General features: G+C 72.0%; 22 protein-coding genes and 1 pseudogene. 12 read left to right on the top strand and 11 right to left on the bottom strand.

Annotated features, from left to right (window positions below):
- Positions 1-78 precede the first annotated feature (78 nt).
- The 5 genes and pseudogenes from ACWEVN_RS19275 to ACWEVN_RS19255 all read left to right on the top strand — a co-directional run bounded on the left by ACWEVN_RS19275 (position 79) and on the right by ACWEVN_RS19255 (position 4497).
- Positions 79-2046 (top strand): PEP/pyruvate-binding domain-containing protein, encoded by a 1968-nt coding sequence (locus ACWEVN_RS19275; RefSeq protein WP_452052127.1) that lies wholly within the window; start codon positions 79-81, stop codon positions 2044-2046.
- Between the two features lie 22 nt (positions 2047-2068).
- Positions 2069-3376 carry an MFS transporter gene (locus ACWEVN_RS19270; RefSeq protein ID WP_452052126.1) on the top strand — a complete coding sequence of 436 codons (1308 nt, stop codon included), beginning with the start codon at positions 2069-2071 and terminating at the stop codon, positions 3374-3376.
- Positions 3377-3684: 308 nt separating this feature from the next.
- On the top strand, positions 3685-4143 hold the full coding sequence (locus ACWEVN_RS19265; RefSeq protein ID WP_452052135.1) for a DUF6119 family protein: 459 nt from the start codon (positions 3685-3687) through the stop codon (positions 4141-4143).
- Between the two features lie 27 nt (positions 4144-4170).
- Positions 4171-4323 (top strand): annotated as a pseudogene (locus ACWEVN_RS19260) (DUF6119 family protein); the annotation flags it as partial.
- Positions 4324-4326: 3 nt separating this feature from the next.
- A complete protein-coding gene (locus ACWEVN_RS19255; protein ID WP_452052125.1) occupies positions 4327-4497 on the top strand; it encodes a hypothetical protein in 171 nt (56 codons plus the stop codon).
- A gap of 37 nt (positions 4498-4534) precedes the next feature.
- Here ACWEVN_RS19255 and ACWEVN_RS19250 read toward each other — a convergent pair whose 3' ends face one another.
- From ACWEVN_RS19250 to ACWEVN_RS19235, 4 genes are all read right to left on the bottom strand, one after another.
- Complete coding sequence (locus tag ACWEVN_RS19250; protein WP_449682349.1) at positions 4535-5062, bottom strand: regulatory protein RecX; 528 nt, start codon at positions 5060-5062, stop codon at positions 4535-4537.
- 150 nt (positions 5063-5212) lie between these two features.
- Entirely contained in the window at positions 5213-6259 is a 1047-nt protein-coding gene (recA, locus tag ACWEVN_RS19245) for a recombinase RecA (protein ID WP_449682327.1), read from the bottom strand.
- Positions 6260-6495: 236 nt separating this feature from the next.
- Positions 6496-6690 carry a DUF3046 domain-containing protein gene (locus ACWEVN_RS19240; protein ID WP_176175862.1) on the bottom strand — a complete coding sequence of 65 codons (195 nt, stop codon included), beginning with the start codon at positions 6688-6690 and terminating at the stop codon, positions 6496-6498.
- A 31-nt stretch (positions 6691-6721) separates the two neighbouring features.
- On the bottom strand, positions 6722-8557 hold the full coding sequence (locus tag ACWEVN_RS19235) for an Hsp70 family protein (protein ID WP_452052124.1): 1836 nt from the start codon (positions 8555-8557) through the stop codon (positions 6722-6724).
- Between the two features lie 433 nt (positions 8558-8990).
- Here ACWEVN_RS19235 and pdxA point away from each other — a divergent pair, with 433 nt between their 5' ends.
- The 5 genes from pdxA (at position 8991) to def (ending at position 17777) form a co-directional block, all read left to right on the top strand.
- Positions 8991-10283 carry a 4-hydroxythreonine-4-phosphate dehydrogenase PdxA gene (gene pdxA / locus ACWEVN_RS19230; protein ID WP_452052123.1) on the top strand — a complete coding sequence of 431 codons (1293 nt, stop codon included), beginning with the start codon at positions 8991-8993 and terminating at the stop codon, positions 10281-10283.
- Positions 10280-11557 (top strand): MFS transporter, encoded by a 1278-nt coding sequence (locus ACWEVN_RS19225; RefSeq protein WP_452052122.1) that lies wholly within the window; start codon positions 10280-10282, stop codon positions 11555-11557. Before pdxA ends, ACWEVN_RS19225 begins: the two co-directional genes overlap by 4 nt.
- Positions 11529-12317 carry a DeoR/GlpR family DNA-binding transcription regulator gene (locus ACWEVN_RS19220; RefSeq protein ID WP_452052121.1) on the top strand — a complete coding sequence of 263 codons (789 nt, stop codon included), beginning with the start codon at positions 11529-11531 and terminating at the stop codon, positions 12315-12317. Before ACWEVN_RS19225 ends, ACWEVN_RS19220 begins: the two co-directional genes overlap by 29 nt.
- Positions 12310-16980, top strand: coding sequence for a DEAD/DEAH box helicase (locus ACWEVN_RS19215; protein ID WP_452052120.1), 4671 nt, complete (start codon positions 12310-12312; stop codon positions 16978-16980). Before ACWEVN_RS19220 ends, ACWEVN_RS19215 begins: the two co-directional genes overlap by 8 nt.
- 296 nt (positions 16981-17276) lie before the next feature.
- Entirely contained in the window at positions 17277-17777 is a 501-nt protein-coding gene (def, locus tag ACWEVN_RS19210) for a peptide deformylase (protein ID WP_449682321.1), read from the top strand.
- Positions 17778-17781: 4 nt separating this feature from the next.
- Here def and ACWEVN_RS19205 read toward each other — a convergent pair whose 3' ends face one another.
- The 5 genes from ACWEVN_RS19205 to ACWEVN_RS19185 all read right to left on the bottom strand — a co-directional run bounded on the left by ACWEVN_RS19205 (position 17782) and on the right by ACWEVN_RS19185 (position 21780).
- Positions 17782-18843 (bottom strand): GNAT family N-acetyltransferase, encoded by a 1062-nt coding sequence (locus ACWEVN_RS19205; protein WP_452052134.1) that lies wholly within the window; start codon positions 18841-18843, stop codon positions 17782-17784.
- A 74-nt stretch (positions 18844-18917) separates the two neighbouring features.
- Positions 18918-19040, bottom strand: a complete 123-nt coding sequence (locus tag ACWEVN_RS19200; RefSeq protein ID WP_452052119.1) for a hypothetical protein — start codon at positions 19038-19040, stop codon at positions 18918-18920.
- Between the two features lie 101 nt (positions 19041-19141).
- The gene (locus ACWEVN_RS19195) at positions 19142-19873 is read right to left on the bottom strand and encodes a VOC family protein (RefSeq protein WP_452052118.1); all 732 of its coding nucleotides are present in this window, start codon (positions 19871-19873) and stop codon (positions 19142-19144) included.
- Between the two features lie 58 nt (positions 19874-19931).
- Positions 19932-20702, bottom strand: coding sequence for a maleylpyruvate isomerase family mycothiol-dependent enzyme (locus ACWEVN_RS19190; RefSeq protein ID WP_452052117.1), 771 nt, complete (start codon positions 20700-20702; stop codon positions 19932-19934).
- On the bottom strand, positions 20692-21780 hold the full coding sequence (locus ACWEVN_RS19185; RefSeq protein ID WP_452052116.1) for an SAV_6107 family HEPN domain-containing protein: 1089 nt from the start codon (positions 21778-21780) through the stop codon (positions 20692-20694). Before ACWEVN_RS19185 ends, ACWEVN_RS19190 begins: the two co-directional genes overlap by 11 nt.
- Before the next feature lie 167 nt (positions 21781-21947).
- Here ACWEVN_RS19185 and ACWEVN_RS19180 point away from each other — a divergent pair, with 167 nt between their 5' ends.
- Together ACWEVN_RS19180 and ACWEVN_RS19175 are read left to right on the top strand one after the other, a co-directional pair.
- Entirely contained in the window at positions 21948-22460 is a 513-nt protein-coding gene (locus tag ACWEVN_RS19180) for a YbaK/EbsC family protein (protein ID WP_452052115.1), read from the top strand.
- Complete coding sequence (locus tag ACWEVN_RS19175) at positions 22457-23029, top strand: GNAT family N-acetyltransferase (RefSeq protein ID WP_206792398.1); 573 nt, start codon at positions 22457-22459, stop codon at positions 23027-23029. Before ACWEVN_RS19180 ends, ACWEVN_RS19175 begins: the two co-directional genes overlap by 4 nt.
- 18 nt (positions 23030-23047) lie before the next feature.
- On the opposite strand, the gene ACWEVN_RS19170 is transcribed toward ACWEVN_RS19175, so the two are convergent.
- Entirely contained in the window at positions 23048-23911 is an 864-nt protein-coding gene (locus ACWEVN_RS19170) for a DMT family transporter (RefSeq protein ID WP_452052114.1), read from the bottom strand.
- Between the two features lie 215 nt (positions 23912-24126).
- Positions 24127-25633 (bottom strand): DUF885 domain-containing protein (locus ACWEVN_RS19165; protein ID WP_452052113.1); only part of this gene is annotated, 1507 nt, incomplete at its 5' end.

The raw sequence follows: 25633 nt of genomic DNA, 5'->3' as shown, positions 1-25633 counted from the left end.
ATGGCGCATTCGCCGCTCTGGTGCGTTATTTACCTGCCTGTTATCGTTTCTCTTCGCTATTTCCAGCGAGGAGAATCCGTGTCCCTGACCAGCGTGGTCACGCCCAGTCCTGCCCCCGAGACCGTCGCCGCCCTGGTCGGCGAACGCCTTTCGGTGTCCGCACTCCACCAGCTCGGCGACACTCTCGGCGGCTATTCCTTCGTCAAGGTCGTGGTCGACCGCGAGCAGGCGAAGATCCACTTCCTGAACAACGCGCGCCATTCCTTTCACGCGATCTATATCGGCGAAGAGATCCTCGGTGTCGGCGAAGAACGCGTGCGCGCCGAGATCGACTCGTACAACGAAGCCTTCTATCACGCGCCGGACCGCCGGTTCCTCCTCGGCATTCTCGCGCTGCACCCGCAGATGCTTTCGCTGGAGACGGTCGAGGTCGACACGATGCCGGCCGCACTGATCCGCGAGTTCCACGCCTTCGTCGCGCAGTACGTCGACCCGGCGCTGCCGCTGCTGTTCAAGCCGGCCAACCAGCTGCAGGAGCGGATCGTCCGGGAGATCCCGGCGAGCGAGCTGCCGCGCGTCTTCGCGCACGAGCTGTTCTCCACGGCGCCGTTCGTGGCGCTGAACCCGGGCACGGCCGTCGGGCGGCTGCGCGCGTTCCGCAGCGAAGCCGAGTACCGGGCCGCGACGCTGGACTGGACCGACATCATCGTGATGGACCGCGTCCCCGACGACATCCCCCGGCTGGCGGGGATCGTCAACGCCCGGCACACGACGCCGTTGTCGCACACCAACGTCCTCGCCACCGGCTGGCAGATCCCGAACGCCGTCCAGCTCGGCGCCCTGGCCGAGATCGAGCGCCGCGGGCTCGACGGCCAGTGGGTCGAGTACACAGTGGACGCCCAGGCGCTGACCCTGCGCGAGGTCGACGAGCCGGCCGACGCGGCCCCGCCGTCCTGGTACGCCCAGCGCGTCACCCTGGAGCAGCCGGAGGCCGACCACAGCCCGATCGTGAACCTGGCCCGGCTGCGCGCGGCCGACCGCCACCGCTACGGCACCAAGGCGGCCAACCTCGGCGAGCTGCACCACGTGCTGGCGCACGGGTCGCAGCGGCTGCTCGGCTTCTACCAGGTACCGCGGCCACCGCGGGACAGCCTGCTCCCCTATCTGGCGCGGCTGCTGGACGTCCCGCTCGACGCGGACCTCGGCGCCGCGGCCCGCCGGCTGCTCGACGAGCACGTCCGCGTCCCACGTGGCATCGCGCTGCCGTTCTCGCTGCAACGCCGGTTCCTGGAGTCGTCGCCGCGGATCCAGCAGGCCATCGGCAAGCTGAAGATGGCCCTGGAGCTGGACGCGCGGGAGATCGAGCCGCTGTGCGTCGAGCTGCAGGGCCTGATCCGGTCGGCACGCCTGCCGGGCGCGCTCGCCGGCGAGATCGACTCGGCACTGGTGTCGCACCTGGCCGGCGTGCGGGCGTTCGTCGTCCGGAGTTCGTCGAACGCGGAAGACCTCGCCGGGTTCTCGGCCGCCGGGATCTACGAGTCGCACAACCACGTCACCACGGCCGAGCGGATCTTCGCCGGCGTCAAGGAGGTGTGGGCGTCGCTGGTGTCGGTGCGCAGCGTCCGGCTGCGGCATCAGGCCGGGATCTCCCTCGACGAGTGCTACATGGGCGTGGTGATCCAGGAGCAGGTCGCGGCGGACTTCGGCGGGGTGCTGGTGACGACGAACCCGATGAACCGAGCGGACTTCCGCACGGTGTACGTCAACGTCTCGCCGCGCGTGACCGACGTCGTCGACGGATCGGCCCTCCCGATGCAGTACCTGTATTCGACGGTCGAGGGCGGCGGCCGCACGCTGTCCCTGGGCGACGCGCCCGCGGACCTCGACTCGCGAGCACACGACCAGCTCCAGCGGCTGGCGATCGCCGGCCGCCTGCTGCAGGGCCACTTCTCGCCCGACTACACGTTCGACGCACCGGTGGACATCGAGTGGCTCGCCGACGGCGAGCACCTCCACCTCGTGCAACTGCGCCCCTATTCGGCCTGACCTCCCCGGGAGAAACGCGATCATGCTGGGCCTCCGTCTGCCCGCGAAACCCGACGTCCAGCGAGCCGTCCGGCTCACCTACGGGTTCCAGTTCTTCTTCGGCCTGCTGCTGTGGGTGCCGATCTTCTACTCGTACCAGAAGCTCGTCGGGCTCACCGACAGTGAGATTTTCGGCATCCAGAGCATCTACTACATCGTGTTCTGCCTGCTCGAGATCCCGACCGGGATGATCGCCGACCGCTTCGACTACCGCACGTCCCTGACGGCGGGCGCCGGCGTGCTGGTGGCGGCGAACCTGGTGCCGGTGTTCCTGGGCTCGTACGCGGGGTTCCTGGTGCACTTCGTCCTGATCGCCCTGGCCCGCTCGCTGGTGTCCGGCGCGCAGAGCGCGTATCTGTACGAGTACCTGAACGCCGCCGGCGCGGGGGAACACTACCTCCGTGTGGAGGGCGTCGGCCGCGCATACAGCTTGGTCGGCAAGATCCTGTTCTGGCCGGTGATCGGCCTCCTGATGTCCTGGAGCCTCCCCTCTCCGTATTGGTTGACGGCGATCAACGCGGCCATCGCGCTCGTCTTCGCGGTCAAGCTCCCCCCAATCCCGGGAGGCCGCCGCGTGACCGGCAAGACGGCCTCGCTGGTGGCCGGAGTCGGCGGCGCGCTGTCGGCGCTGCGGTCGTCCCGCTGGCTGGTGCTGCTGATGGTGCAGGGCGTCGCGATGTTCACGTTGGTGCGCATCTGCCAGGTGAACCTGTTCCAGCCGATCCTGGAATCGAAGACGCTCTCGGTGAACTGGTACGGAGCGGTCCTGGCCGCGATGACGGTCTTCGAGGCCCTGGGCGCGGCCCGCCCCCATCGGCTCCGCCGCGCGATCGGCCCGGTGGGCACGGTCTTCACGCTGACGATCGTGATGGCGGTGTGCCTCGGGGTGATCGTGTTCGTCGGCTCCTTCCCGGCGGTGGTGCTGTTGTGCGTCTTCGCGGTGGCGACGGGCATCGCGTTCCCGGTCCAGAAGCAGCTGCTGAACGACTCCATCCCGGACTCCCGCTACCGGGCCACCCTCCTGTCCATGGAGTCCATTGTGGACAGGGCGGTGTGCGCCCTGGTGGCGGTGGCCCTGGGCGCGTACCTGGCGGCCGGGCAGCTGAACGAGTTCCTGGTCCTGACGGCCGTGGTGACGTGCGTCGCGATGGGACTGCTCGCGCTGCTGCTACTGGCGGTCCGCAAGCACCGCTCGGACCGCCGCCGACCGGCCGTCGAGGCCATGGAAAGCCGCGCCTCCCACGTACCAGACCGACCTGCCGTTGCCACGGCTCGAAACTCCGCGCAGTGAACTTGGATGCAGGAAGTCCACTCTGATTCTTCTTGTGGATGAGGATCGAATTATTCAGTAAATGACCAACTTCCGTCCACTTTGGATAACTGTAAAGTCACGCCGCGAGGGCCGATCGGAGCAGACGAGCCGAGCTCATTCCCGACACGCAAGATAAGCCTGTACCGGATGCACCCGGCCGACTCGCTGCAGGCACTCGCCGCACTGAAGATCCTCGATGACGCGGCGGAGAGGTTCACCCACCACGAGGTCCGGGTCGGTTCGACACCGGGCCGTGTTCCTCCGGATCGGCGAGGTCACCCTACGCACTGACTTTCGGACACGGGTGGCGATACCTGCGGGACAGCAAGCTCGACCGTGAGTTCGGCCTCGAGGTGGCAGTCCGGCTGCTCGATCCCGACGAGATCCGTCCCATAACGCGGTGGGCGCTCAGCGCCAAAGCGAGAGTTGACCAGAACATGGTCCCCGGCGCCCAAGGTCTCTGGGCCTTCGGTTTGAGAGAGCATGCCGAGCTGGTGCGTAATCTCAGCGGCAAGGTGCACGGCGACATTACTGTCGACCTCGCATACGTCCGGCAGCGAGGCAGCTACCGGAACTTCCGGCTCAACCTGGAGTGCGGTGACGGAGTTCAACTTCCCCTGGGCATCCAGGGGGAGTCTTCGGAGTCGGACTTGCGACTTACTCGACTCGACCGTGGTCGATCTGCTGGCACAGCCGGATCCCGGCCGTGGCGAAGTAGGCATCGCCTATCCTGCGAAGTATTATGACGGCTCGGCCCCGGCAACGTTCTCGTCCATGTGAAGAAGGTCAGCAGCGAGACCGGCTCGTCAGTCCTCAGTCACCTTTTCGCACAAGGCTTGGTGGCCGTCGAGAGGGTCAGATTCTCCGGTTCGATCGACAAGCATGTCGGGCGCCGTTACCGCCGCCGCGGCTGCCGGTGGAAGTAAACCGTGACGTGCATCGCGATGGGCTTGCCGGCCTTGCTGTTGTTGGCCGTGCGCAAGCACCGCTCGGACCGCCGGGTGCCGACGGCCCGCCGTCCCGGCCAGGCCGGCACGAGCCTCCCGACGGCCGCCCCGGAACTCCGCGTGCAGCACCGAGTGGGAGAACTCCGCCGCTGACCCACGGCCCCGGGCACCCGCCCGGAGCCCGAACCCGTCAGTCGATGACGGCGTCGTCGAGCAGGGTGGACTCCGCGCCGTACTCGCGGAGTTCCTCCCTGATCACGGTGTAGGCCAGGCCTTGCGGGTAGCCCTTGCGCGCGAGGAAGCCGAGCAGCCGCCGCAGGGCGGTCTGTTCGTCGACGTTGCCGAGCGAGCCGAGGCGCTTGCGGACCAGTTCCCTGGCCATCTGCTCCTCGGACTCGCGATCGACCTCGCCCGCCGCCTGCGCGGCGACCTCGCCGTCGACGCCCTTGCGCCGCAGCTCGGCCACCAGCGCGGTGCGGGACAGCCCTTGGTTCGCGTGCCGGGACTTCACCCACAGCTGGGCGAACTCCTCGTCGTTGACCAGCCCGGCCCGGTCGAGCTTGCCGAGCAGGGTTTCGCTGGTTTCCTCGTCGAACCCCTTGCGCTGCAACGCCTGCCGCAGCTCTTCCTGAGTCCGCGGCCGAGCGGCCAGGAGATCGAAGCAGATCTCCTTGGCCTTCTTGTACCGCTCCTCGGGAGCGAGCTCGGCCGGCGGCACCTTCGGCGCCCTGGCCACCTCGATCACTCCTCGTTCTCACGGCCCCAGCAGACACGTCACCGAGGCCGGACGTCACCACCCGGCGCAACTCCGGGGGACACGGCGAAGGGACAAGGGCGAGCGCACACTCACCCCGCCGCTCCCCTCCGATCAGAAGTCGACCGGCGCCGGGACCGCGTCGACGGCGGCCGCGTCCACCTGCGGGCCGATGCCGAGCTTCTCCTTGATCCGCTTCTCGATCTCGTTGGCGATGTCCGGGTTGTCGCGCAGGAACCGGCGCGCGTTCTCCTTGCCCTGGCCGAGCTGGTCGCCCTCGTAGGTGTACCAGGCACCGGACTTGCGCACGATGGCCTGGTCGACACCCATGTCGATGAGCGAGCCCTCGCGGGAGATGCCCTGGCCGTACAGGATGTCGAACTCGGCCTGCTTGAAGGGCGGCGCCACCTTGTTCTTGACGACCTTGACGCGGGTCCGGTTGCCGACCGCCTCGCCGGCGTCCTTCATCGTCTCGATGCGGCGCACGTCCAGGCGGACCGACGCGTAGAACTTCAGCGCCTTGCCACCGGTGGTCGTCTCCGGGGAGCCGAACATGACGCCGACCTTCTCGCGGAGCTGGTTGATGAAGATCGCCGTCGTGCCCGAGTTGGACAGCGCACCGGTGATCTTCCGCAGCGCCTGGCTCATCAGGCGGGCCTGCAGACCGACGTGCGAGTCACCCATCTCGCCCTCGATTTCCGCGCGCGGCACGAGCGCGGCCACGGAGTCGATGACCAGGATGTCGAGCGCCCCGGAGCGGATCAGCATGTCCGCGATCTCGAGGGCCTGCTCACCGGTGTCCGGCTGGGAGACGAGCAGCGCGTCGGTGTCGACGCCGAGGTTCTTCGCGTACTCCGGGTCCAGCGCGTGCTCCGCGTCGATGAAGGCCGCGATGCCGCCGGCGCGCTGCGCGTTCGCCACCGCGTGCAGGGCGACCGTCGTCTTACCGGAGGACTCCGGGCCGTAGATCTCGACGACGCGGCCGCGGGGCAGCCCGCCGATGCCGAGTGCGACGTCGAGGGCGATCGAGCCGGTGGGGATCACGGCGATGGGCGGCCGGGTGTCCTCGCCGAGGCGCATCACCGAGCCCTTGCCGTACTGCTTGTCGATCTGCGCGAGCGCGAGCTCGAGCGCCTTGTCCTTGTCGGGTGCTGCAGGCATGGAAGTCCACCTCGCTGGTCGAAGCCCCGTGTCCCGGGGTCTGTGTCGGTTCTTCAGCTGTCCGGTCCGACGCTAGCGGCGGGGACCGACAATTCCAGGCGCGGCGCCCAATCTGTGGATCGCTGGACCCGATGTGGACAACACCTTAGACGAACACCTGTTCGAGGTCGGCAGCGACACACCCTTGCGCTAGGATTTTCGCCCACCCGGGTCGACCCTGGCCCGAAAACCCCAGGTCAGCGCCGTTCGGCCGGGACGTCGAAGGCGTCGCAGACCTCGCGCCAGATCTCCTTGGCGGGGATTCCCGCGGTCAGCGCCTGGTCGACGGTGCGCCCGCCGAGCCCGCTCAGGACGTGGTCCCTGGCCAGCACCTGGGCCCGCCCGGGACCGAACTCCTCGGCCATCAGCCGCCGGAAAACCGTGATCCGCATCGGCCCCACTCTAACCGGCGGGCCCGGCCGGCTACTGCCCCGGCTGGACGCTCGCCTCGAAGTAGTCCGCCAGCGTGCCGGGTGTGGTCGCGGCCGCCTGGTCATTGGTGTTCAGCTGGTAGATGAACCCGGCCAGCGGCCGGTCCGACACCGCGAACACGAGCACCGCCGACGTCTTCCCCGCGGCCGACGAGTAGTGGCCCTTGAGCCCGTTGCCGCCCCAGTCGGCCTCGGTGCGGTCGCCACCCGCCGAGGCGAGCAGCCCGTCGGTGTACTGCTTGAGCGCGTCGGCGCTGTCCCCGTGGACGTAGGTGACCTGCGTGCCCGCCCGGCCCGGCGCGGAGCAGGTGGAGGAGGCGCCCAGGCGCTGCGCCGGCGCCGCCGGGCCGTTGCCCATGCCCGGCTTGCAGTCGCCGGTGTCGGCGATCTTCCCGGCGAGCTGGCGCAGGCACCCGGTGAAGCCCTTGTCGTCCTCCTGCCCCGGCGTCTTGCACTGGTCCGCGGTGTAGGTCGGCACCGAGGACGACGACGTGAGGAAGAACGTCACCCCGGCCGCGAGCACCACGACGACCGCGGCCGCGATCCCGATCAGCAGCTTCTTCTTCCCGCGAGGCTCGGCCTTCTCGGGCGCGGGCGCGTACGCCGGGAAGTTCGACGGCACCGGCTGCGGGCCGCTCGGCGGGAAGTTCGACGGCGCGTAGCCCGGGTACTGCGGAGGCGGCGGCGCGTACTGCGGGCGGTGCGGCGGCGCACCCGCGGCCACCGCCCCTTCGACGTTCTGGGTGCGCACGGACAGCCCGTCGCGGGCCACGTGCTGCGCGCCGAGCGCGACCGCGGTCTCCGGCTGGTCGAGGCTGCCCGGCACGACCCCGAGCTTCTCCGCGATCATCGTGCCGACCAGCGGCAGCCGGCTCGACCCGCCGACGAGGTAGATGCCGGCCAGCCGGTCCGGGGTCAGCCCCGACGACCGCAACGTCCGCGACAGCAGTTCGACGCTGCGCAGCATCGCCGGCCGGACCAGGCCTTCCAGTTCGCCGCGCGTGACGAGGACGTCCTTGAACGGCTCGGGCATCGGCACCTCGGTCTGCGGGTGCCGCGACAACGCCTCCTTGGCCGCCTTGACGTCCTCCTGCAACGCGCGCCGGGTGCGCCGGTCCCCGGTCGATTCCGGCCGCAGGAGCCGCTGCCAGCGCTGCGGGTCGGAGTGCGACACCTCGCGCCCGACGTGCACCATCAGCGCCTGGTCGACGTCGAGGCCGCCCAGGTCGGGCAGGCCGTCCTCGGCGAGCACGGTGAACCCGTTCTGGGTGGCACCGACGACTGCGACGTCGAAGGTGCCCGCGCCGAGGTCGTACACGGCGAGCGCCTGCCCGGGCGCGAGCGACTTGCCGGGGAATGACGCGAAGTGCGCCGCGGCGGCGACCGGCTCGGGCACCAGCAGGATGTTCGGGCCCATCCCGGCGAGCCGGGCGGCGGACATCAGCACGTTCCGGCGCGTCTGCCCCCACTGCGCGGGGTGGGTCAGCCGGACCTCGTCGGGCTGCTCGCCGCCGAGCTGGCGGGAGGTTTCTTCGAGCACGCGGCGCAGGATGGCGGCCAGCGCGTCGGTCACCGGGACGACGTCGGTGCCGAGCAGCAGGGTCTGCTCGTCGATGCGGCGCTTGGGGTTCGGCTCGAAGCGCGTCGGGTCGAGGCGGGCGCGCCGCTCGGCGTCGCGGCCGACCATGATCGTGCCCTCTTCGGTGGCGAACACCGCCGACGGCATGTTGGCCGAGCCGTCCACTTCGACGACCCGGGGCGGCCTGCCGTGCGCCGACAGCACGGCGACGGTGTTGGACGTCCCGAGGTCCACCGACAGGATCCGCACAGCACTCCCCTTCGCGAAAACACGCCACGACGGCGCCCGCGTGATGCTGCCATGTGCGCGGTCACCGTGCGTGCGGACCCGGCAAAGTCACTGCTCCTTGACGCGGACGGTGATCAAGGTGCACGATAGTTGCGCAGTTCGATCAACTCGACTGCTCGAAATGCGCAACAAGGGAGGGTTCGATGCCGGAAAGCGGGATCGACGCGCTGGTGGGTGCACTTGGGTACCCGGCACGTCCCGCCGCCACACGCGGTGCGGGCGGCCATCGACCTCGTCGGGCCGGTCGAACTCGCAGGGAAACGCGTGGACACGACGCTGAGCGGCAACGTCGGCGCGGAGCCCGAAGCCGTCCTGGCCTCGGCGCCCGAAGCGCGGGCCCGGCCCGGCCGCCGCCGCGCGCGAACTCCTGGCCGCCGGCCACCGTGTGGTGGGCATGCGAGCACGTGCACCCGGAACACCGGTCGCCCCGGCTCCCGCCCGCCCTCAGGGGGACATCCGGCTGGTACTCGGCGCGCATCGGATCGGCGGGCTCCACGCCACCTGCGGCGACATTGCCGTCGAGGTCACCAAGGCGCTCGGGGCCGAAGTCCTGCCCTTCGCGATCGCCGGACGGCTGTCCGGCGGCGGGCTGATCGGCTGGCGCGGTCGCCTGCCCGAAACACCTCAACCACGTCCTGGCCACCGGAAGGAACAACCTGTGAGCGACCTGCCCGTTCTCGCCGTCACCCTCGGCGACCCCGTCGGCATCGGCCCGGAGATCACCCTCAAGACCCTCGCCGAGCCCGGAGCCCTCCAGCTGGCGCGCGGGGTGGCGGTGGGCGACGCGATCGTCCTGGAACGCCTGGTCCGGCACCTGGGCCTGCACCTGGAGATCAACCCGATCGCCACGGTCGCCGACGCGCGCTTCACCACCGGCGTGATCGACGTGCTCAACCTCGGCGTCGTCACCGAAGACCTGCCGTGGGGCGAGGTGAACGCGACCGCGGGTGCGGCGGCGGTCGGGGCGATCGAAGTCGCCACCCGGCTCGCGCTGGCGGGCGAAGTCGACGCGGTGGTGACCGCGCCGATCAACAAGGAGGCCATCTGGGCGGCGGGCTCGCAGCACCTCGGGCACACCGAGATGCTCGGCGAGCTGACCGGGTCGACCCGGTTCAACACGATGTTCTGGGTGTCCGGGCTGAAGATCTTCTTCGCCACCCGGCACCTTTCCCTCCGCGAGGCGATCAACCAGATCACCCGCGAGAACATCGAGTACGCGATCCGGGAGGCGTACACCGCGCTGGAAGTCTTCGGCACGGAGAAACCGAGACTGGCCGTGGCGGCGTTGAACCCGCACGGCGGGGAAAACGGCAAGTTCGGCGACGAAGAGATCGTCGCGATCGCCCCGGCGGTCGCCGCCGCACGGGTGGCCGGGCTCGACGTGGTCGGCCCGATTCCCGCGGATTCCGTGTTCCACCAAGGGATCCAGGGCCGGTTCGACGGCGTGCTCTCGCTCTACCACGACCAGGGGCACATCGCGTCGAAGACGTACGACTTCGACGGCACGGTGTCGGTGACGGTCGGCTTGCCGATCCTGCGCACCTCGGTCGACCACGGCACCGCGTTCGACATCGCCGGCACCGGCCGGGCGTCGCACGGCACCATGCGGGCGGCGTTCAAGGCCGCGGCCACCCTGGCGCCCTACGCGCGGAAGCTGCCCGTCATCTACCCGCCGAGCCTCCGGTGATCCCCCGCAAGCGCTGGGCGTACGTCATCCCGGTCGCGGTGGTCATGTACATGCTGGCCTACCTCGACCGCACGAACGTCGCGGTGATCCTCCCCTACATCGGCGACGACTTCCCGTTGTCCGCCAGCGCGAAGGGGCTGGCGAGCGGCATCTTCTTCGTCGGCTACCTCGTGCTGCAGATCCCGGCGGCGGTGCTGGCGGCGAAGTGGAGCGCCCGCAAGACCGTGGTGCTGCTGATGATCGCGTGGGCGGTCGCGGCGGTGTTGTGCGGCCTGGTGCGGAACGAAACGCAGCTGCACCTGGCCCGGCTGCTGCTCGGGCTGTTCGAGGGCGGTGTGTGGCCGGCCGTGCTGATCCTGCTCGCGTCCTGGTTCCCGCAGGCGGAGCGGGCGCGGGCGAACGCGCTGTGGATGACGTGCCTGCCGATTTCGGCCATCCTCATGTCGCCGCTGTCCGGGTTCATGCTCGACCACATGTCCTGGCGCTGGGTGTTCGTCCTGCAGGGGCTGCCGCCGCTGGTGTGGGCGGTCGTCTGGTGGTTCGCGGTGGCCGACCGGCCGGCGCAGGCCCGGTGGATCTCGGCGGCGGAACGCGAGTACCTCGAAACCACCTTGAAGACCGAAGAAGACGCGAAGCCGGCGTTCGCCAAGCAGGGCTACCGGCAGGCGCTGGCGAACCGCCAGGTGCTGTTGCTGGTCGGCGTCTACTTCTTCTGGATCACCGGCTTCTACGGCTTCTCCCTGTGGCTGCCATCGGTGGTGAAGACCATGACGGGCGGCTCGGCCACCGCGGTCGGCTTCCTGTCGGCCGTGCCGTACGTGCTGGCGCTGGCCGGGATGGTCGCCTGCGCGCACTGGTCCGACCGCACCGGCAACCGGCGGCTCGCGGTCACCGTCCCGCTGCTCGTCGCGATCGCCGGGTTGCTGCTGGGCAACCTCGTGCACTGGCCGGCGGCCGTGCAGCTGGTCCTGCTCTGCGTCGTCGCGACCGGCGTCTACATGCCGTACGGGCCGTTCTGGGCCATCCCCAGCCGGGTCCTGGGCATCGAGGTCGTCGCCGTGGCGATGGGCCTGATCAACGCGCTGGGCAACCTCGGCGGGTTCGCCGGGCCCTACCTGGTCGGCTGGCTCACCGATGTCACCGGCACGGCGACCACCGGGTTCGTCGTCCTGGCCGCGTTCCTCGCCGTGGCCGCCGGCCTGGCGTTCTTCGGGCTGAAACCCGCGACTGTGGAAGAGTCGGCGCATGTCCCAGCCGCGACCAGGCACCCGTGACCGGCGCGCGCTGCTGCTGGAAGCCGTCCGTGACGGCGCCGGCGGCATCGCGGAGCTGGCCGAAGAGTTCGGCGTCTCCGAGTCGACGATCCGCCGCGACCTCGCCTCGCTCGCCGGTGCCGGGCACGTCGTCCGCACCTACGGCGGCGCGCTCGACACCGAACGCAGCCCCCGCGAGAAGGACCGGGAGCACGCGGCCGCCAAGGAGGCGATCGCCCGGGAGGCCGCCGCGCTCGTCCAGGACGGCGAGGTCGTGCTGCTCGACGCCGGCACGACCACCGGCAGACTCGCCCGCCACCTCGCCCACCGCGAGAGGCTGACCGTGGTGACCAACGGCGTCACCGCGATCCGCGAGCTCGCGGGCTTCCCCGGGATCGACCTCATCGTCCTCGGCGGCCGGCTGCGGCACCCCAGCGAAGCGATCCTCGGCGAGAGCGTGCTCGCGCAACTGCGGCACATCTCACCCGATCGGGTGTTCCTGGGCGCGGACGGCGTGGTCGCCGACCGGGGGCTGTGCTGCCCGTCACTGGAGCAGTCGGTGGTCAAGCACGCGATGCTCCACGCGGGCGGCGAAGCCTACGTGCTGGCCGACCACTCCAAGCTGGACCAGGCCCCTTTTTCCTACTGGGCCCCCCTGGACCGCGAGTACCGGCTGATCACCGACGAGCCGAAGGTCGACGTCACGTTCCCGCAGTTCGCCCACAGCGTGATCCTGGCGAGCGCGCCGGAAACTGTCGGTGGTGCCGCGCATCATGAATGACGTGGCTACCGATGTGCTCGACCTCTTCTCCCCCGCGACCCGGGACTGGTTCGCGGGGGCCTTCGCCGCGCCCACCGCGGCGCAGGAAGGGGCCTGGCGGGCCGCGCACGCGGGTGAGCACGCCCTCGTCGTCGCGCCGACCGGGTCCGGCAAGACGCTGTCCGCGTTCCTCTGGGCGCTGGACAGGCTCTCGGTGGAGCCGCGGCCGGCCGAAGCCACCAAGCGCTGCCGGATCCTCTACGTCTCGCCGCTGAAGGCCCTCGCGGTCGACGTCCAGCGGAACCTGCGGGCCCCGCTCGCCGGCATCTCGCAGGCCAGCCGCCGGCTCGGGCTGCCGGTGCCCGGCATCGAGGTCGGCATGCGCACCGGCGACACCACCGCCGCCGAGCGCCGCACGTTCGCCAAGACACCGCCCGACGTACTGGTCACCACACCGGAGTCGCTGTTCCTCATCCTCACGTCGTCGGCGCGGGAGTCGCTGCGCGGCGTCGAGACCGTGATCGTCGACGAGGTGCACGCGGTCGCCGGCGGCAAGCGCGGCGCGCACCTGGCGCTCTCGCTGGAGCGGCTGGACGCGCTGCTCCCGAAGCCGGCGCAGCGGATCGGCCTGTCGGCGACGGTCCGCCCGATCGACGAAGTGAGCGCGTTCCTGGCCGGCGGCCGTCCGGTGCGCGTGGTCCAGCCGAAGCTGGCGAAGACCATCGAGGTCCGCGTCGAGGTCCCGGTCGAGGACATGAGCAACCTCGACGCGCCTCGCAGCGGCCCGGCCCCGAGCCCGCTCGACGCGCTGGAATCCCTGGAGTCGCTGACCGAGGCCTTCCCACCCGGGGACATCGCGCCGGGTGGGCTGGGCACCCTCGAAGAGATGGCCGGCAACCCCGTCCAGCGGCCGTCGATCTGGCCGGCGGTCGAGGAGCGGGTGCTGAGCCTGATCCGCGCGCACCGCTCGACCATCGTCTTCGCCAACTCGCGCCGGCTCACCGAGCGACTCACCGCCCGGCTGAACGAACTGGCCGCCGAGCAGACCGAGCTCACCCCGGCCGACACGTTCCCCGCGGAGGCCATCGCGCAGTCCGGTGTGAGCACCGGGGCACCGCCGGTGATCGCCCGGGCCCACCACGGATCGATGTCGCGGGAACAGCGCACGCACGTCGAGGAGTCGCTGAAGTCCGGGCAGCTGCCGTGCGTGGTGGCGACTTCGTCACTGGAACTGGGCATCGACATGGGCGCCGTCGACCTGGTGGTGCAGATCGAGGCGCCGCCGACGGTGGCGTCCGGCCTGCAGCGCGTCGGCCGCGCCGGGCACCAGGTCGGCGCGGTGTCGTCCGGAGTGATGTTCCCGAAGTTCCGCGGGGACCTCGTCTCCTGCGCGGTCGTCGCGGAGCGGATGGCGACCGGGGCGATCGAGGCGGTCCGCTACCCCCGCAACCCCCTGGACGTCCTGGCGCAGCACGTCGTCGCCATGGTGGCGCTGGAGCCGTGGACGGTGCCGGACCTGGCCTCGCTGGTCCGGCGGGCGGCCCCCTTCGCGGCGCTGCCGGACGACGCCCTGCACGCGGTGCTCGACATGCTGGCCGGCCGTTACCCGAGCGAGGAGTTCGGCGAGCTGCGGGCGCGGATCACCTGGGATCGCATCGGCGGCGAGCTGCGCGGGCGGCCCGGCGCGCAGCGGCTGGCCGTCACGTCGGGCGGCACCATCCCCGACCGCGGCCTGTTCACCGTCATGACGCCGGGAGCGGACGACAAGCCGGGTTCGCGCGTCGGCGAGTTCGACGAAGAGATGGTGTACGAGTCGCGCGTCGGCGACACCATCCTGCTCGGCACGTCGTCGTGGCGGATCACCGACATCACGCACGATCGCGTCATCGTGGTCCCGGCGCCGGGTGAACCGGCGCGGATGCCGTTCTGGAAGGGCGACGCGCCAGGGCGCCCACTGGAACTGGGTCGTGCGCTGGGGAAGTTCGTCCGCGAATTGTCCACTTCGGACGATGTGAAGGCGCGCGAGCGGGCCGAGGCGGCAGGGCTGGACCAGCGGGCGTGCGACAACCTGCTCGCCTACCTGACCGAGCAGAAGGCCGCCACCCGGCACGTCCCGAACGACCGGACGATCCTGCTGGAGCGCTACCGCGACGAACTCGGCGACTGGCGGATCGTCGTGCACTCGCCGTTCGGCGCGCAGGTGAACGCACCGTGGGCCCTCGCGATCGCCGCGCGGCTGCGGGAAAACCGCGGGGTGGACGCGCAGGTGGCGCACTCCGACGACGGCATCGTCCTGCGGCTGCCGGACGCCCTGGACGCCGATGGCGGCGAAGTCACCATCGGCGCGGACGACGTGCTGCTCGACCCCGAGGAGGTCGAGCAGCTGATCGTCGCCGAAGTCGGCGGCTCGGCCGTGTTCGCGGCACGGTTCCGGGAGTGCGCGGCCCGGTCGCTGCTGCTGCCCCGCCGGGATCCGCGGCGGCGGACTCCGCTGTGGCAGCAACGGCAACGCGCGTCCCAGCTGCTCTCGGTCGCGGCGAAGTACGAGCGGTTCCCGGTCGTGCTCGAGGCCATGCGGGAGGTCCTCCAGGACGTCTACGACGTGAGCGGCCTGCGTGAACTGATGGCCGACGTCCGGGCCCGCAAGGTCCGGCTGGTGGAGGTCGAAACGCCGGCCGCGTCGCCGTTCGCGCGCAGCCTGCTCTTCGGCTACATCGGGATGTTCCTGTACGAGACCGACGCACCGCTGGCCGAGCGGCGGGCAGCGGCGCTGTCGCTGGATTCGGCGCTGCTGGCCGAACTCCTGGGCACCGAGGCGATCCGCGAGCTGCTGGATCCCGAAGCCGTCGCCGAAGTGCAACGGTCGCTGCAGCGGCTCGACCCGGACAGGCACGCCCGCTCAGCCGAGGACGCTGCCGACCTGCTGCGGTTCCTCGGCGACCTGACCGTCGAGGAGGCCGCGGAACGCGGGATCCAGGCCGAGTGGCTCACCGAGCTGGAAGCGGCCCGGCGGGCGATCCGGGTGCGGATCGGCGGCGCGGAACGGTTCCTGGCGATCGAGGACGCCGGCCGGGTACGTGACGCGCTGGGCACCGCGCTGCCGGTGGGCGTGCCCGAGGCGTTTACCGAACCGGTGGCGGACCCGCTCGGGGACCTGCTGTCGCGCTACGCCCGCGGCCGGGGCCCGTTCGCGGCGGCGGACGCGGCCGCGCGGTTCGGGCTCGGCACCGCGGTCGTCACCGGCGTGCTCGACCGGATGACCGGGGAAGGCCGCCTGGTCCGCGGCGAGCTGAGCCCGGTCGGCCATCCGGAAACCCACGGCGTCGGGGTCGAGTACTGCGACGCGGCGGTGCTGCGCCGGCTTCGGCGGGCGTCGCTGGCGAAGCTGCGCGCCGAAGTCGAGCCGGTCGAGCCGGCGGCGCTGGGCCGGTTCCTGCCCGCGTGGCACGGGTTCGGCGGCCGCGTCCGGGCGGCCCCGACGGCGGACGACGTGCTGTCGGTGGTCGAGCAGCTCGCCGGGGCACCGTTGCCCGCGAGCGCGGTGGAGTCGCTGATCCTGCCCGGACGGCTGCCGGGCTACTCCCCCGCTCTGCTGGACGAGCTGACAACGGCGGGCGAAGTGACGTGGGCGGGTTGCGGCGCCCTGTCCGGCGGCGACGGCTGGATCGCCCTGGCCCCGACCGACGTGGCCGACCTGCTGCTGCCCGAAGTAGTCGAGGACATCCCGACCGGCCCGCTGCACGACGCGATCGTGTCCACATTGGAGGGTGGCGCGCTGTTCTTCCGCCAGCTGGTGGACCGCGCGACGGTCCTGGTGGACAAGGCCCCCAACGACGCGGAAGTCGTGGCGGCGCTGTGGGACCTGGTCTGGGCCGGGCTGGTCACGGGCGACACCCTCGGCCCACTGCGGGCGCAGGTCGCCGGGCACGGCGCCCACAAGCCCCGGCGTCAGGCTCCCCGCGGCCGCTACGCACGGCTGCGGGCAGGCCGACCCCAGATGCCATCACGGTCCGGACCGCCGACGGTCGCGGGCCGCTGGGCACTGACCCCACCCCGCGAGACCGACGCAACCCGCCGGGCGCACGCGAGGACGGAGGCGTTCCTGGAGCGCCACGGCGTCCTGACCCGCGGCGCGCTGGACACCGAACGCGTCACGGGCGGGTTCTCCGGGATCTACAAGGTCCTGCGCGGCATGGAGGACACGGGCCAGGTGATCCGCGGATACGTGGTGGAGGGCCTCGGCGCGGCCCAGTTCGCGGCCAAAGGCGCGGTCGACCGCCTGCGCGCCCTGTCCGGCCCAGGCCGCCCGGCCCCAGGCCGCCCAGTGGTCCTGGCGGCGGCGGACCCGGCGCAACCGTACGGCGCAGCCCTCCCCTGGCCGTCAGCAACGGGCGACACGAAGCACCGCCCCGCCCGCAAGGCAGGCGCACTGGCAGTTCTGGTCGACGGAGTTCCGGCCCTGTACGTGGAGAGAGGAGGCCGATCCCTGCTGAGTTTCACGGAGGAGCGCCAGCCACTGGCAGAGGCGGCCCAGGCATTGTCGGCAGCGGTCCGCGAAGGCTGGCTGGGCCAGCTGTCGGTCCAACGCGCAGACGGCGAGCAAGCCCTGACCTCGGAGCTGGCGGAGGTGTTGCAGGAGGCAGGCTTCCGAGCCACGCCCTCCGGCCTGCGCCTACGTGCCTGAGACCGGAGCGGACCGGCCGAGCAGCCCACACCGAAACCGGTCGGGGCGGATCAAGCCGGTGCGGGGACCAGGCGAAGCGCTCAGCCGCAAGCCGGAATCGCCTGCCTGGCCCGCCGCGGCTTGCCGTGCTCATTCCACCGAACCCGGTCGGCCCGCCCCATCGCGATCTCCGCCCCCGACCCCAGGCAGCGCAAACCCAAGCTGTCCCCACGCGAGGCCGGTTGGCGATTCCCGCGCGATCGGCTTCCTCGCTGCCCTAAGCTGCCAGTCCGACACGCACGAAGGATGTTCTGCTCATGGCGATGCGCGAACTGCGCTATTTCGGCGACCCGATCCTCAAGTCCGTCTGCGATCCGGTCACCGTGTTCGACGAGAAGCTCGAGGCGCTCGTGCGGGACCTGGTCGACTCCGTCAAGCCCGCCGGGCGCGCGGGGCTGGCCGCGCCGCAGATCGGCGTGGGGCTTCGCGTCTTCAGCTACGACGTCGCCGGGCTGACCGGGTACGTCATCAACCCCGAGATCGTCGAACTGTCCGAAGAGACACACGAGATCGACGAAGGCTGCCTGTCCGTGCCGGAACTGTGGTTCCCCACCCAGCGCGCGAAACACGCGAAGGTGCGCGGCGTCGACGTCCACAACGAACCCATCGAGGTCGAAGGCGAAGACGTGCTGGCCCAATGCCTGCAACACGAAACCGACCACCTCGACGGCGTCCTCTACCTCGACCGGCTCACCGCCGAGCGCAAGAAGTCCGCCCTGCGCGAGGCGCGCGGCAAAGACTGGTTCTGGAAGCGCTGACGGCTCAGGCCGGCAGGAACAGCCTCAGCCGGGCGCCGTCGTCGATGCTGCGTTCCGTGCGCAGGCCTGCCCGGGCCGCCGTGCGGGGCAGGATGTCGTCGCCCGCCAAGCACTCCGCGGACAGCTCCGTGATGCCCTGGGCCTCCGCCAGCACCGCGAGCCGCGCCAGGAGGGCCGTTCCGATTCCCTGCTGCTGCCAGTCGTCCTCGACCAGCAGGGAGATCTCCGCGCCGCCGGTGAGCGTCGGGATGAGCTGGGCCAGGCCGATCACCTCGCGGCCGAACACGGCCAGCACGCTCGTGCCGCGCGGCGGCACCAGCAGCCGGTGGAGGCGGCGGCGCGGGACCGTCCGCACCCCTGTGTGGTAGCGGCGGAACAGGGTCGCCATCGAGCAGCGGCGGTGCAGTTCGGCCACCGCGTCGGCGTCGCCGGGGACGCCCTTGCGCAGGACGATCGCCGCGCCGTCCGGGCGGTCGAGGACCACCGGGCCGGCCGCGTTCCGGGCCGCTGCCGCGAGCAGCGTCACCAGCGCTTCGGCGCGGGTCAGCTCCAGCTGCACGAACGGCGCCCACTGGCGGCGCGCCACCAGCGCGCCTCCGTCGGCCAGCGCGAACACCGCCCGGTGCCCGCTCTCCGTGCGCGCCGGGTTCGCCTCGACGGCGGGGACGAGCGTAACGACGTCCGCGGCCAGCACGTCCTTCAGCACCTCCGCCAGGCGCGCCGGGTCGTCGATCGCGCGGCGGGCCGCGAGCAGCGTCGACGCCGACGGGTCGACGAGCTCGTGGACGTCGGCGTCGATGATCGCCGTGCACTCGCAGCCCTCGGCGCGGATGGCGTCGACCAGGTGCCGCCGGGGCAGGCCGGTCGCCGGGCGCAGCACGATCTCGTCGAGCACTCCGCCCGGCACCGGCAGCACGGACAGCCCGAGGATGTTGCACTCGAGGTCGGCGAGCCGGATGGCGATGCGGGCGAGGGTGCCCGGGTGGTCGTGCATCCGGATCCGCACCCGCCACGCCGACGGCGCCGCCGGCTCCTCGGCGACGGCCGTCCGGCCCGGCTGGGGCAACGCTTCGGAAGTCTCCATGCCCCCACGGTCCCCCGGGGTTGTTGCCGCTCCAGGACGCCGGTGTTTCGCGCAGATCAGCGTTCGACGCGGCCCGGCAACGCCGCCGAAACACTCAGCCAGGACCGCAGCTCGGTGGCCAGCGCGACCGGGGCGTCCGGCTGGACGAGGTGCCCGGCGCCGGCGACCGGGGCGACCACGGCGTGCCGTGGCAGAACACCACCGCGGGCCCCGATCCGGCGCGATTCCAGGCGATCCGGCGCCCCTGCCAGTCGAAGAACTCCATGATCCCCAAGCTAGGTCAGCGCGGGGTCAGCACGCAGAACTCGTTGCCCTCCGGATCGGTCAGCACCCGCCACGGCAGCGCGGGACCGCCCAGGTCCGCCGGCGCCGCGCCGGCCGCGATGACCTGCGTCACCGCCGCGGCGTGATCGGCCTCCGCCGGGGGCGCGACGTCCAGATGCACGCGGTTCTTGCCCCTCTTGACGTCGTCGTTGCGCAGGAACTCCAGCCACGGCCCCCGGCCGGACGGCGCGCGCAGCCCTACCAGGACGTCACCTTCGCGGGCCTGGATCGGGCGGCCGGTGATCCCCGCCCAGAAGCCCGCCAGCAGCTCCGGGTCGTGGGCGTCGACCAGGATCGACGCCACCGCGCCGGTGTCCGCGTACCGCTCGCGGGGTTCGAGGACGCAGAACTCGTTGCCTTCCGGGTCCGCGAGCACCACCCAGGGCACGTCGCCCTGCCCGAGGTCGACCCGGCGGCCGCCCAGCTGCAGGGCGCGCGCCACCAGCTCGGCCTGGTGCTCCGGGGTCGTGCTCGCCAGATCCAGGTGGATGCGGTTCTTGACCTCCTTGGGTTCGGGGACCGGCACGAAGACGAGGTCCAGGTCCCAGCCGTCGCTTTCCGGGGCCCGGACGTCGACCTCGCCGGGCTCCTCGACGGCGACGTGCCAGCCGAGCAGCGCGGCCCAGAAGTCCGCCAGGATTTCCGGGCGCGCCGCGTCGATCACCAGGTTCACCAGGCGCGTGGTCATGCGCCGCAGGCTAACCGCCACCTCCGACAATTCCGGTTCGGCTTCCCCACCGGCCGGGTCATCGGGTCGCGAGCCGCAGCAGCGCCCAGAGCTGGGCCGCCTGGTCGTGCACGCCGCGCACGGTCACCGCGGTCAGGGACGCTCGGCCCCAGAGCCACAGATAGATCTGCGCGGGTTTGGCCGCCGTGACGACGTCGTCCGCGGCCTCGGCCTCCTCGGCCGAACAGCGCCAGGCCTCGGTCGTGACGGGGCCGGCCCGCGCGATCCAGCTGTGCGCGCCGGCGCGGACGCCGACCGAGCCCGCCTTCGTGCCGGTCAGGCCGAGCATCGGAAGCTTCTGCCCGAACCACAGGGTGAGCACCTCGTCGATGCCGTCGATCGCGACGTCTTCGGGCACGCCGCGCGGCTCGGCGCCCGACGCCTGCTCGACGTCCACCCGGTGGACGACCGTCTCGTGCAGCATCCGCCGGCGCCAGAACCCGTAGGTCCGGTCGGCCGGCCACCAGGTGTCGGCGCGGTCCTCCGGGTCGTGCGCGGCGAGCTCGTCGAGCAGTTCGGTGAGGCCCTCCTCGAGGAACGCCCGCAGGCTCTGGCCCGGCTCGGGTTCGCGTGGCCAGTCTTCGGGGCTGCGGCCGTCGGTCAGCCGGCGCCGGACCAGCCGGTAGAGGCTCCCGACGTGCCGGGCGACCTCGCCGATCGACCAGCCGGGGCAGGCGGGCACCGGCGCTTCGGTCGGCGCCGCGTGCACCGCTTCGGCGAGCAGCCTGCCTTCGATTCCCAACGCCGTGAGCAACCGCCCCTGGTCGACCGGGCCGTGCTCACGCGACATGGGCTTCCCCGGTGATCGGCAGGCCGTGCACGAGACGGCGAACGAGCTCGAGGAACGGCGTGGCGGCCCCGACCAGCCCGGCGGCGGACTCGGCGGTGACCTTCCCGGTGATCCCGGCCTGCGCGGCGGCGCGGGTGGCCGAGTTGCTGGCGAAGAAGGCGGACCATTCGCGCAGCTCGGGGGCGACGGAGTCGAGCAGCACCCAGGTGCTGGCGGGCCGCGCCCGCCCCCGGTGCGGCCGCCCCCGGGCGGCGAGCACGGCAGCGGCCCCGCGAAGGGCGGCGAGGTAGGCACCGATGAAGCGTTCGGCGGGCCGGGTCTCCTGAGCGGCCTCGGCCAGCCCCCGCCGCGCTTGCGCCAGCAACCCGGCGGCAGCCGGCGACGCGGGCGGACGCAGGGACATGGGCAGCGGCGACTGATCGGAGTCGGCGCCGGGCGGGCGGAGCTCCATGGGAAGTTCGGGCTCGCCGGCGGCCGGGGCTTCGGCCATGGCGGGCGGCTGGGTCTGCGGCTTGACAGGCTGCCCGGAGTCGGCAGCGGACGGCGCGATCGGCTGCGGCTCGGCCTGCGGCGAACCCGCCAACGTGGCGGGCTGGGCGGAAGCGGACGGCGCGACCGGCTGCGGCTGGGCGACCGACTGGCCCGAGCCGGCAGGAGACGGCGCGACCGCCTGCGGCTCATCCGCCAGCGCGGCGAACTCGCCGGAGCCGGCAACGGACGCCGGCGCGGCGAACTCGCCGGAGCCGCCACGAGACGGCGCGACCGGCTGCCCAGCCAGTTCCACAGCCGACAACTCGATCTGCCCCGAATCCGCGACAGTCCGGCCCGAATCGGTGGTCACCGGGCGGGTCTGCGCCGGGATCGCCGGGGCCGGCAGCTCGGCTCCCGAAGTGCACAGGGCGATCGGCAGCTGCGGCTGCCGGGAATCCGCCGCCGACGACGGGCGCTGCCGTGAGTCCGCTGCCGGCGACACGCACTGCCGGGAGCGGCGGGCGCCGGCCGGGGATGGCTGCGGGCGCAGCGACATGGGCAGCTCCGGCTGCCCGGGATCCGTGGGGGACACGACCTTGACGGACATGGCGACCCTCCTCCTGCGCGGGTGAGCCCCGGCACCTGTCCGGTGCCCGCTCACCGATGTCGAACGCCTGTTCGAACAATTTCCAGAGTAACCCCCGACCCGGTGCCCGCTCAACCCCAGGGGGCGTGGTGCGGGACACCAGGTCGGTGCCGTGATCTCATAGGTTCATGAGTTCGCTGGAGCACCCCGCCGTCGCCAAGGTGGCGGCCGCGCTGGCCGAAGCCGGGCAGCGCGGCGCCGCCGAGGGCATCCGTGTCCTGCCCGCCGAGGTCCGGACCGCCGCTCAGGCGGCCGAGGCACTCGGCGTGCCCGTCGGGGCCATCGCCAACAGCCTCATCTTCCGCCTGGGGTCCGACAAAAAAGCGCTCCTCGCCCTCACCTCGGGTGCCCACCGCGCCGATCCGGCCACCCTCGAACGGCTGGCCGGGGGCACGATCGGCAAGGCCGACGCCGATTTCGTACGGACGCACACCGGGCAGCCGATCGGCGGCGTCGCGCCCGTCGGGCACCCCTCGCCGCTGCCGACCCTGGTCGACACCGCGCTGCGCGAGCACGACGTCGTCTGGGCCGCCGCCGGGCACCCGAAGGCTGTCTTCCCCACGACCTTCGCCGGGCTGGTCGCCTTGACCGGGGGCACCCCGGGCGCGCTCGGCGGCGCGGAGGAGGATGGACAGCCGTGACCGCGATGCCCGCCGGCTGCTCCCGGTACGTCCAGCTCTCCGCGGACGAGTTCCGCGCCCGCCTGCCCGAAGCGCTCGACATCTACGTCCGGGCGATGCGGTACCCGGCGGGCACCGCCGAGCAGCGCGCGCCGATGTGGCTCACCCACGCGCTGCGCGAGGGCTGGCGCTGCATGGCCGCGCTCGACGCCGACGACGTCCTGCTCGGCGTGGCCTACGGCTACCGCGGCCGGGCCGGGCAGTGGTGGCACGAGCAGGTCCGCCACGGCCTGAGCCGCCGGTCCGGGGCCGCCGAGGCCGACCGGTGGCTGGCGGACTACTTCGAGCTGACCGAGATCCACGTCCGGCCGGAGAACCAGGGCCACCAGATCGGCGAAGACCTGCTGCGCAGCCTCCTCGAAGGCGTCCCGAGCGCGAACGTGCTGCTGTCGACGCCCGAGGGCACGAGCCGGGCGTGGAAGCTCTACCGCCGCACCGGCTTCGTCGACGTCCTGCGCGACTACCACTTCGCCGGCGACCCGCGGCCGTTCGCGATCCTGGGGCGGGCGCTGCCCCTCGACCCGCGCTGAGCCGAGGGGCAGCAGCTCTCACCGCGGCTCGGGCCGCCAGTAGCCGACGACCAGCGCCGCGACCAGCACGGCGGCGCCGCACCAGGCCGTGACGCTGAGCCGTTCACCGAGCAGTGCGGCGGAGAGCACCGCGGCCGTCAGCGGCTCCAGGACCGCCGACAGCGAGCCGAGCACGGGGTGCGCGTCGGCCAGTCCGCGCAGGTACGCGGCGTACGCGAGCGCTGTCGGGACGGCGCCGAGGTAGCAGACGATCGCGAGGACGTCCGCGTGCAGCGGGACCGCCATGCCCGACCAGCTCGCGGCCGGCAGGAGCAGCAGGCCGCCGGCGAGGCAGCCGAACCCCGTCGTCGACAGCGGGTCCAGGCCTTCGACGGGCTTCGCGGTGACCAGCGTGAGAGTGGCGAAGCCGGCCGCCGCGAGCAGCGCGAAGCCGAGTCCGCCGAACGAGATCGCTTCTCCCGGTGACCACTGGAGCAGCACCAGGCCGGCGAGGGTGCCCGTCACCGAGACCAGCGTCCAGCGGCGGAGTTTCCGCACCGACGCGAGGGTGACGAAGACGGGCGCGGCGCCGATCGTGGTCATGGTCGCGACGCTCACCGAGCTGAGCGCGACGGCCGCGAAGTAGCTCGCCTGGAAGAGGGCGAACAGCCCGCCGACGGCGAGGACGCGCCGGCCGGCCTCCGCCGTGCGGGGCAGGGGACGGCCGTTCAGGAGGAGGGTCGCGACGGCGCCGCCGACGAGCAGCCGGTAGTCGGCGACGGCGAGCGGGTGGAGGCCGGCCCGGCGGGCGAGCAGCGAGCCGGCGAGGCCACCGGTGCCCCAGAGGACACCGGCGAGGACGAGCGCGGCCGAGGAATGGGCGCGCGTGGACAGAGACACCAAGGGAACGCTCCTGCGTCGAAGGAAAACCGGAGATCGACGACGCGGGGTGAGTGCGCACCACGAATCAGCCGCGGGCCCCGAAGGCCACGCGGCGGAGGACCACCCCGCTCAGGCGCGAGGCGGTGGGGTGACGAAGAGGATTCGGCGCACGAGGCGAACCTATCGGGGCGGGGCGGAGCGGGGCCACCGGTTTTCGGTGACCCCGCCTCGAGTGCTCAGTCCAGGTGGGACAGCTGCTCCCGCAGCGTGTCCAGACCCATCCCGCCCAGTTTGAGCGCCTCCGTGTGGAACCGCTTGATGTCGAACCCGGCGCCGGCGCGGGCCTGGGCCTCGGAGCGGGCCGTCAGCCAGAGGCGCTCGCCGATCTTGTACGCCGGGGCCTGGCCCGGCCAGCCCAGGTAGCGGTCGATCTCGTCGCGGATGTGGGCCTGGTCCGTGATCGTGCGGGTCAGCATGAACTCCAGGCCCAGCTCCGGCGTCCACCGCTCGCCCTCGTGGAAACCCGTCCCGGCCGGGATCTGCAGCTCCAGGTGCATGCCGAGGTCCACCACCACGCGGGCGGCGCGGAACAGCTGCTCCGACAGCATCCCCAGCAGGTCACCGTCGTCGGCGAGGTAGCCCAGCTCCTCCATCAGGCGCTCCGCGTACAGGGCCCAGCCCTCCGCGTGGCCCGAGGTGAACGCCAGCAGCCTCTGGTACTTGTTCAGCCCGCCCGACTGGTCCACCGCCGTCGCGATCTGGAGGTGGTGGCCCGGTGCGCCCTCGTGGTACACCGTGCTCGTCTCGCGCCAGGTGCTGAACTCGTCGCGGCCCGCCGGGAGGGACCACCACATGCGGCCCGGCCGCACGAAGTCCTCGCTCGGTCCCGTGTAGTACGCGCCGACGCCGCCTCCGGGCGGGGCGATCTTGCACTCCAGGGCCATCACCCGGTCGGAGATGTCGAAGTGCTTGCCGCGCAACGACTCCAGGGCGTCGTCGGACAGGCGCTGCATCCACGCCTCGAACTCCGCGCGGCCGCGGATGCGGTACCGCGCGTCCGCGTCGAGCGCGGCCGCGGCCTCCACGGCGGACGCGCCCGGCTTGATGCGGTTCGCCACCGCGCGCATCTCGGCCTCGATCCGGGCGAACTCCGCCCAGCCCCACTCGTACGCCTCCCGCAGGTCCAGCGTGGCGCCGACGAAGAACCGGGACCACAGGCGGTAGACGTCCTCGCCGACGGCGTCCTTGACCGGGGCCTTCGGGGCCAGTTCGGCCCGCAGGAAGCCGGCGAACTCCGCGAACGCCTCGTCGGCGGCCCGCGCGTGACGCCCGAGGTCGGCCTGCAGCCCTTCCGGCGACCCGCCGCCGGCGAGCTCGGTGAAGAACCCCGTCTCCTCCTTCAGGCCCGCCCACGTTTCGCACTGCTCCGCGACCTTCGCGACCTGCCGCAGCGCCGCGACGTGCCCCGCGTCGGACGCCGAGAGCAGGCCGCTGCGGATGTTCGCCAGCGCCTGCGGGACCTCGGCGATCCGGTCCGAGAGGACCGCCCAGTCCTGCTCGGTTACCCGGGGCATCAGGTCGAACGCCATCCGCAGTTCCTGCACCGGGCTGGAGATGACGTTCAGGCTCGCCACGTCCAGGCCGGCCTCGTGGATCTCCAGCTCCAGGCCGACGCGCTCGGTGAACACGGCCTTCGCCGCGCGCTCGGCGGCGTCGCGCGGCTCGGCGGCGGTGACGGCGGCG

This window comes from Amycolatopsis sp. NPDC003861 (assembly GCF_053605405.1).
This window is presented reverse-complemented; position numbering and strand designations above follow the sequence as displayed.

Bases quoted from the DNA above. Each gene is read 5' to 3' on its own strand.
- ACWEVN_RS19220 (WP_452052121.1), top strand. From the start codon at position 11,529: ATGTCCCAGCCGCGACCAGGCACCCGTGACCGGCGCGCGCTGCTGCTG.
- ACWEVN_RS19215 (WP_452052120.1), top strand. From the start codon at position 12,310: ATGAATGACGTGGCTACCGATGTGCTCGACCTCTTCTCCCCCGCGACC.
- ACWEVN_RS19195 (WP_452052118.1), bottom strand. From the start codon at position 19,873: ATGACCACGCGCCTGGTGAACCTGGTGATCGACGCGGCGCGCCCGGAA.
- def (WP_449682321.1), top strand. From the start codon at position 17,277: ATGGCGATGCGCGAACTGCGCTATTTCGGCGACCCGATCCTCAAGTCC.
- ACWEVN_RS19240 (WP_176175862.1), bottom strand. From the start codon at position 6,690: ATGCGGATCACGGTTTTCCGGCGGCTGATGGCCGAGGAGTTCGGTCCC.
- ACWEVN_RS19185 (WP_452052116.1), bottom strand. From the start codon at position 21,780: ATGTCCGTCAAGGTCGTGTCCCCCACGGATCCCGGGCAGCCGGAGCTG.
- ACWEVN_RS19270 (WP_452052126.1), top strand. From the start codon at position 2,069: ATGCTGGGCCTCCGTCTGCCCGCGAAACCCGACGTCCAGCGAGCCGTC.
- recA (WP_449682327.1), bottom strand. From the start codon at position 6,259: ATGCCTGCAGCACCCGACAAGGACAAGGCGCTCGAGCTCGCGCTCGCG.
- ACWEVN_RS19180 (WP_452052115.1), top strand. From the start codon at position 21,948: ATGAGTTCGCTGGAGCACCCCGCCGTCGCCAAGGTGGCGGCCGCGCTG.
- ACWEVN_RS19190 (WP_452052117.1), bottom strand. From the start codon at position 20,702: ATGTCGCGTGAGCACGGCCCGGTCGACCAGGGGCGGTTGCTCACGGCG.
- pdxA (WP_452052123.1), top strand. From the start codon at position 8,991: ATGCGAGCACGTGCACCCGGAACACCGGTCGCCCCGGCTCCCGCCCGC.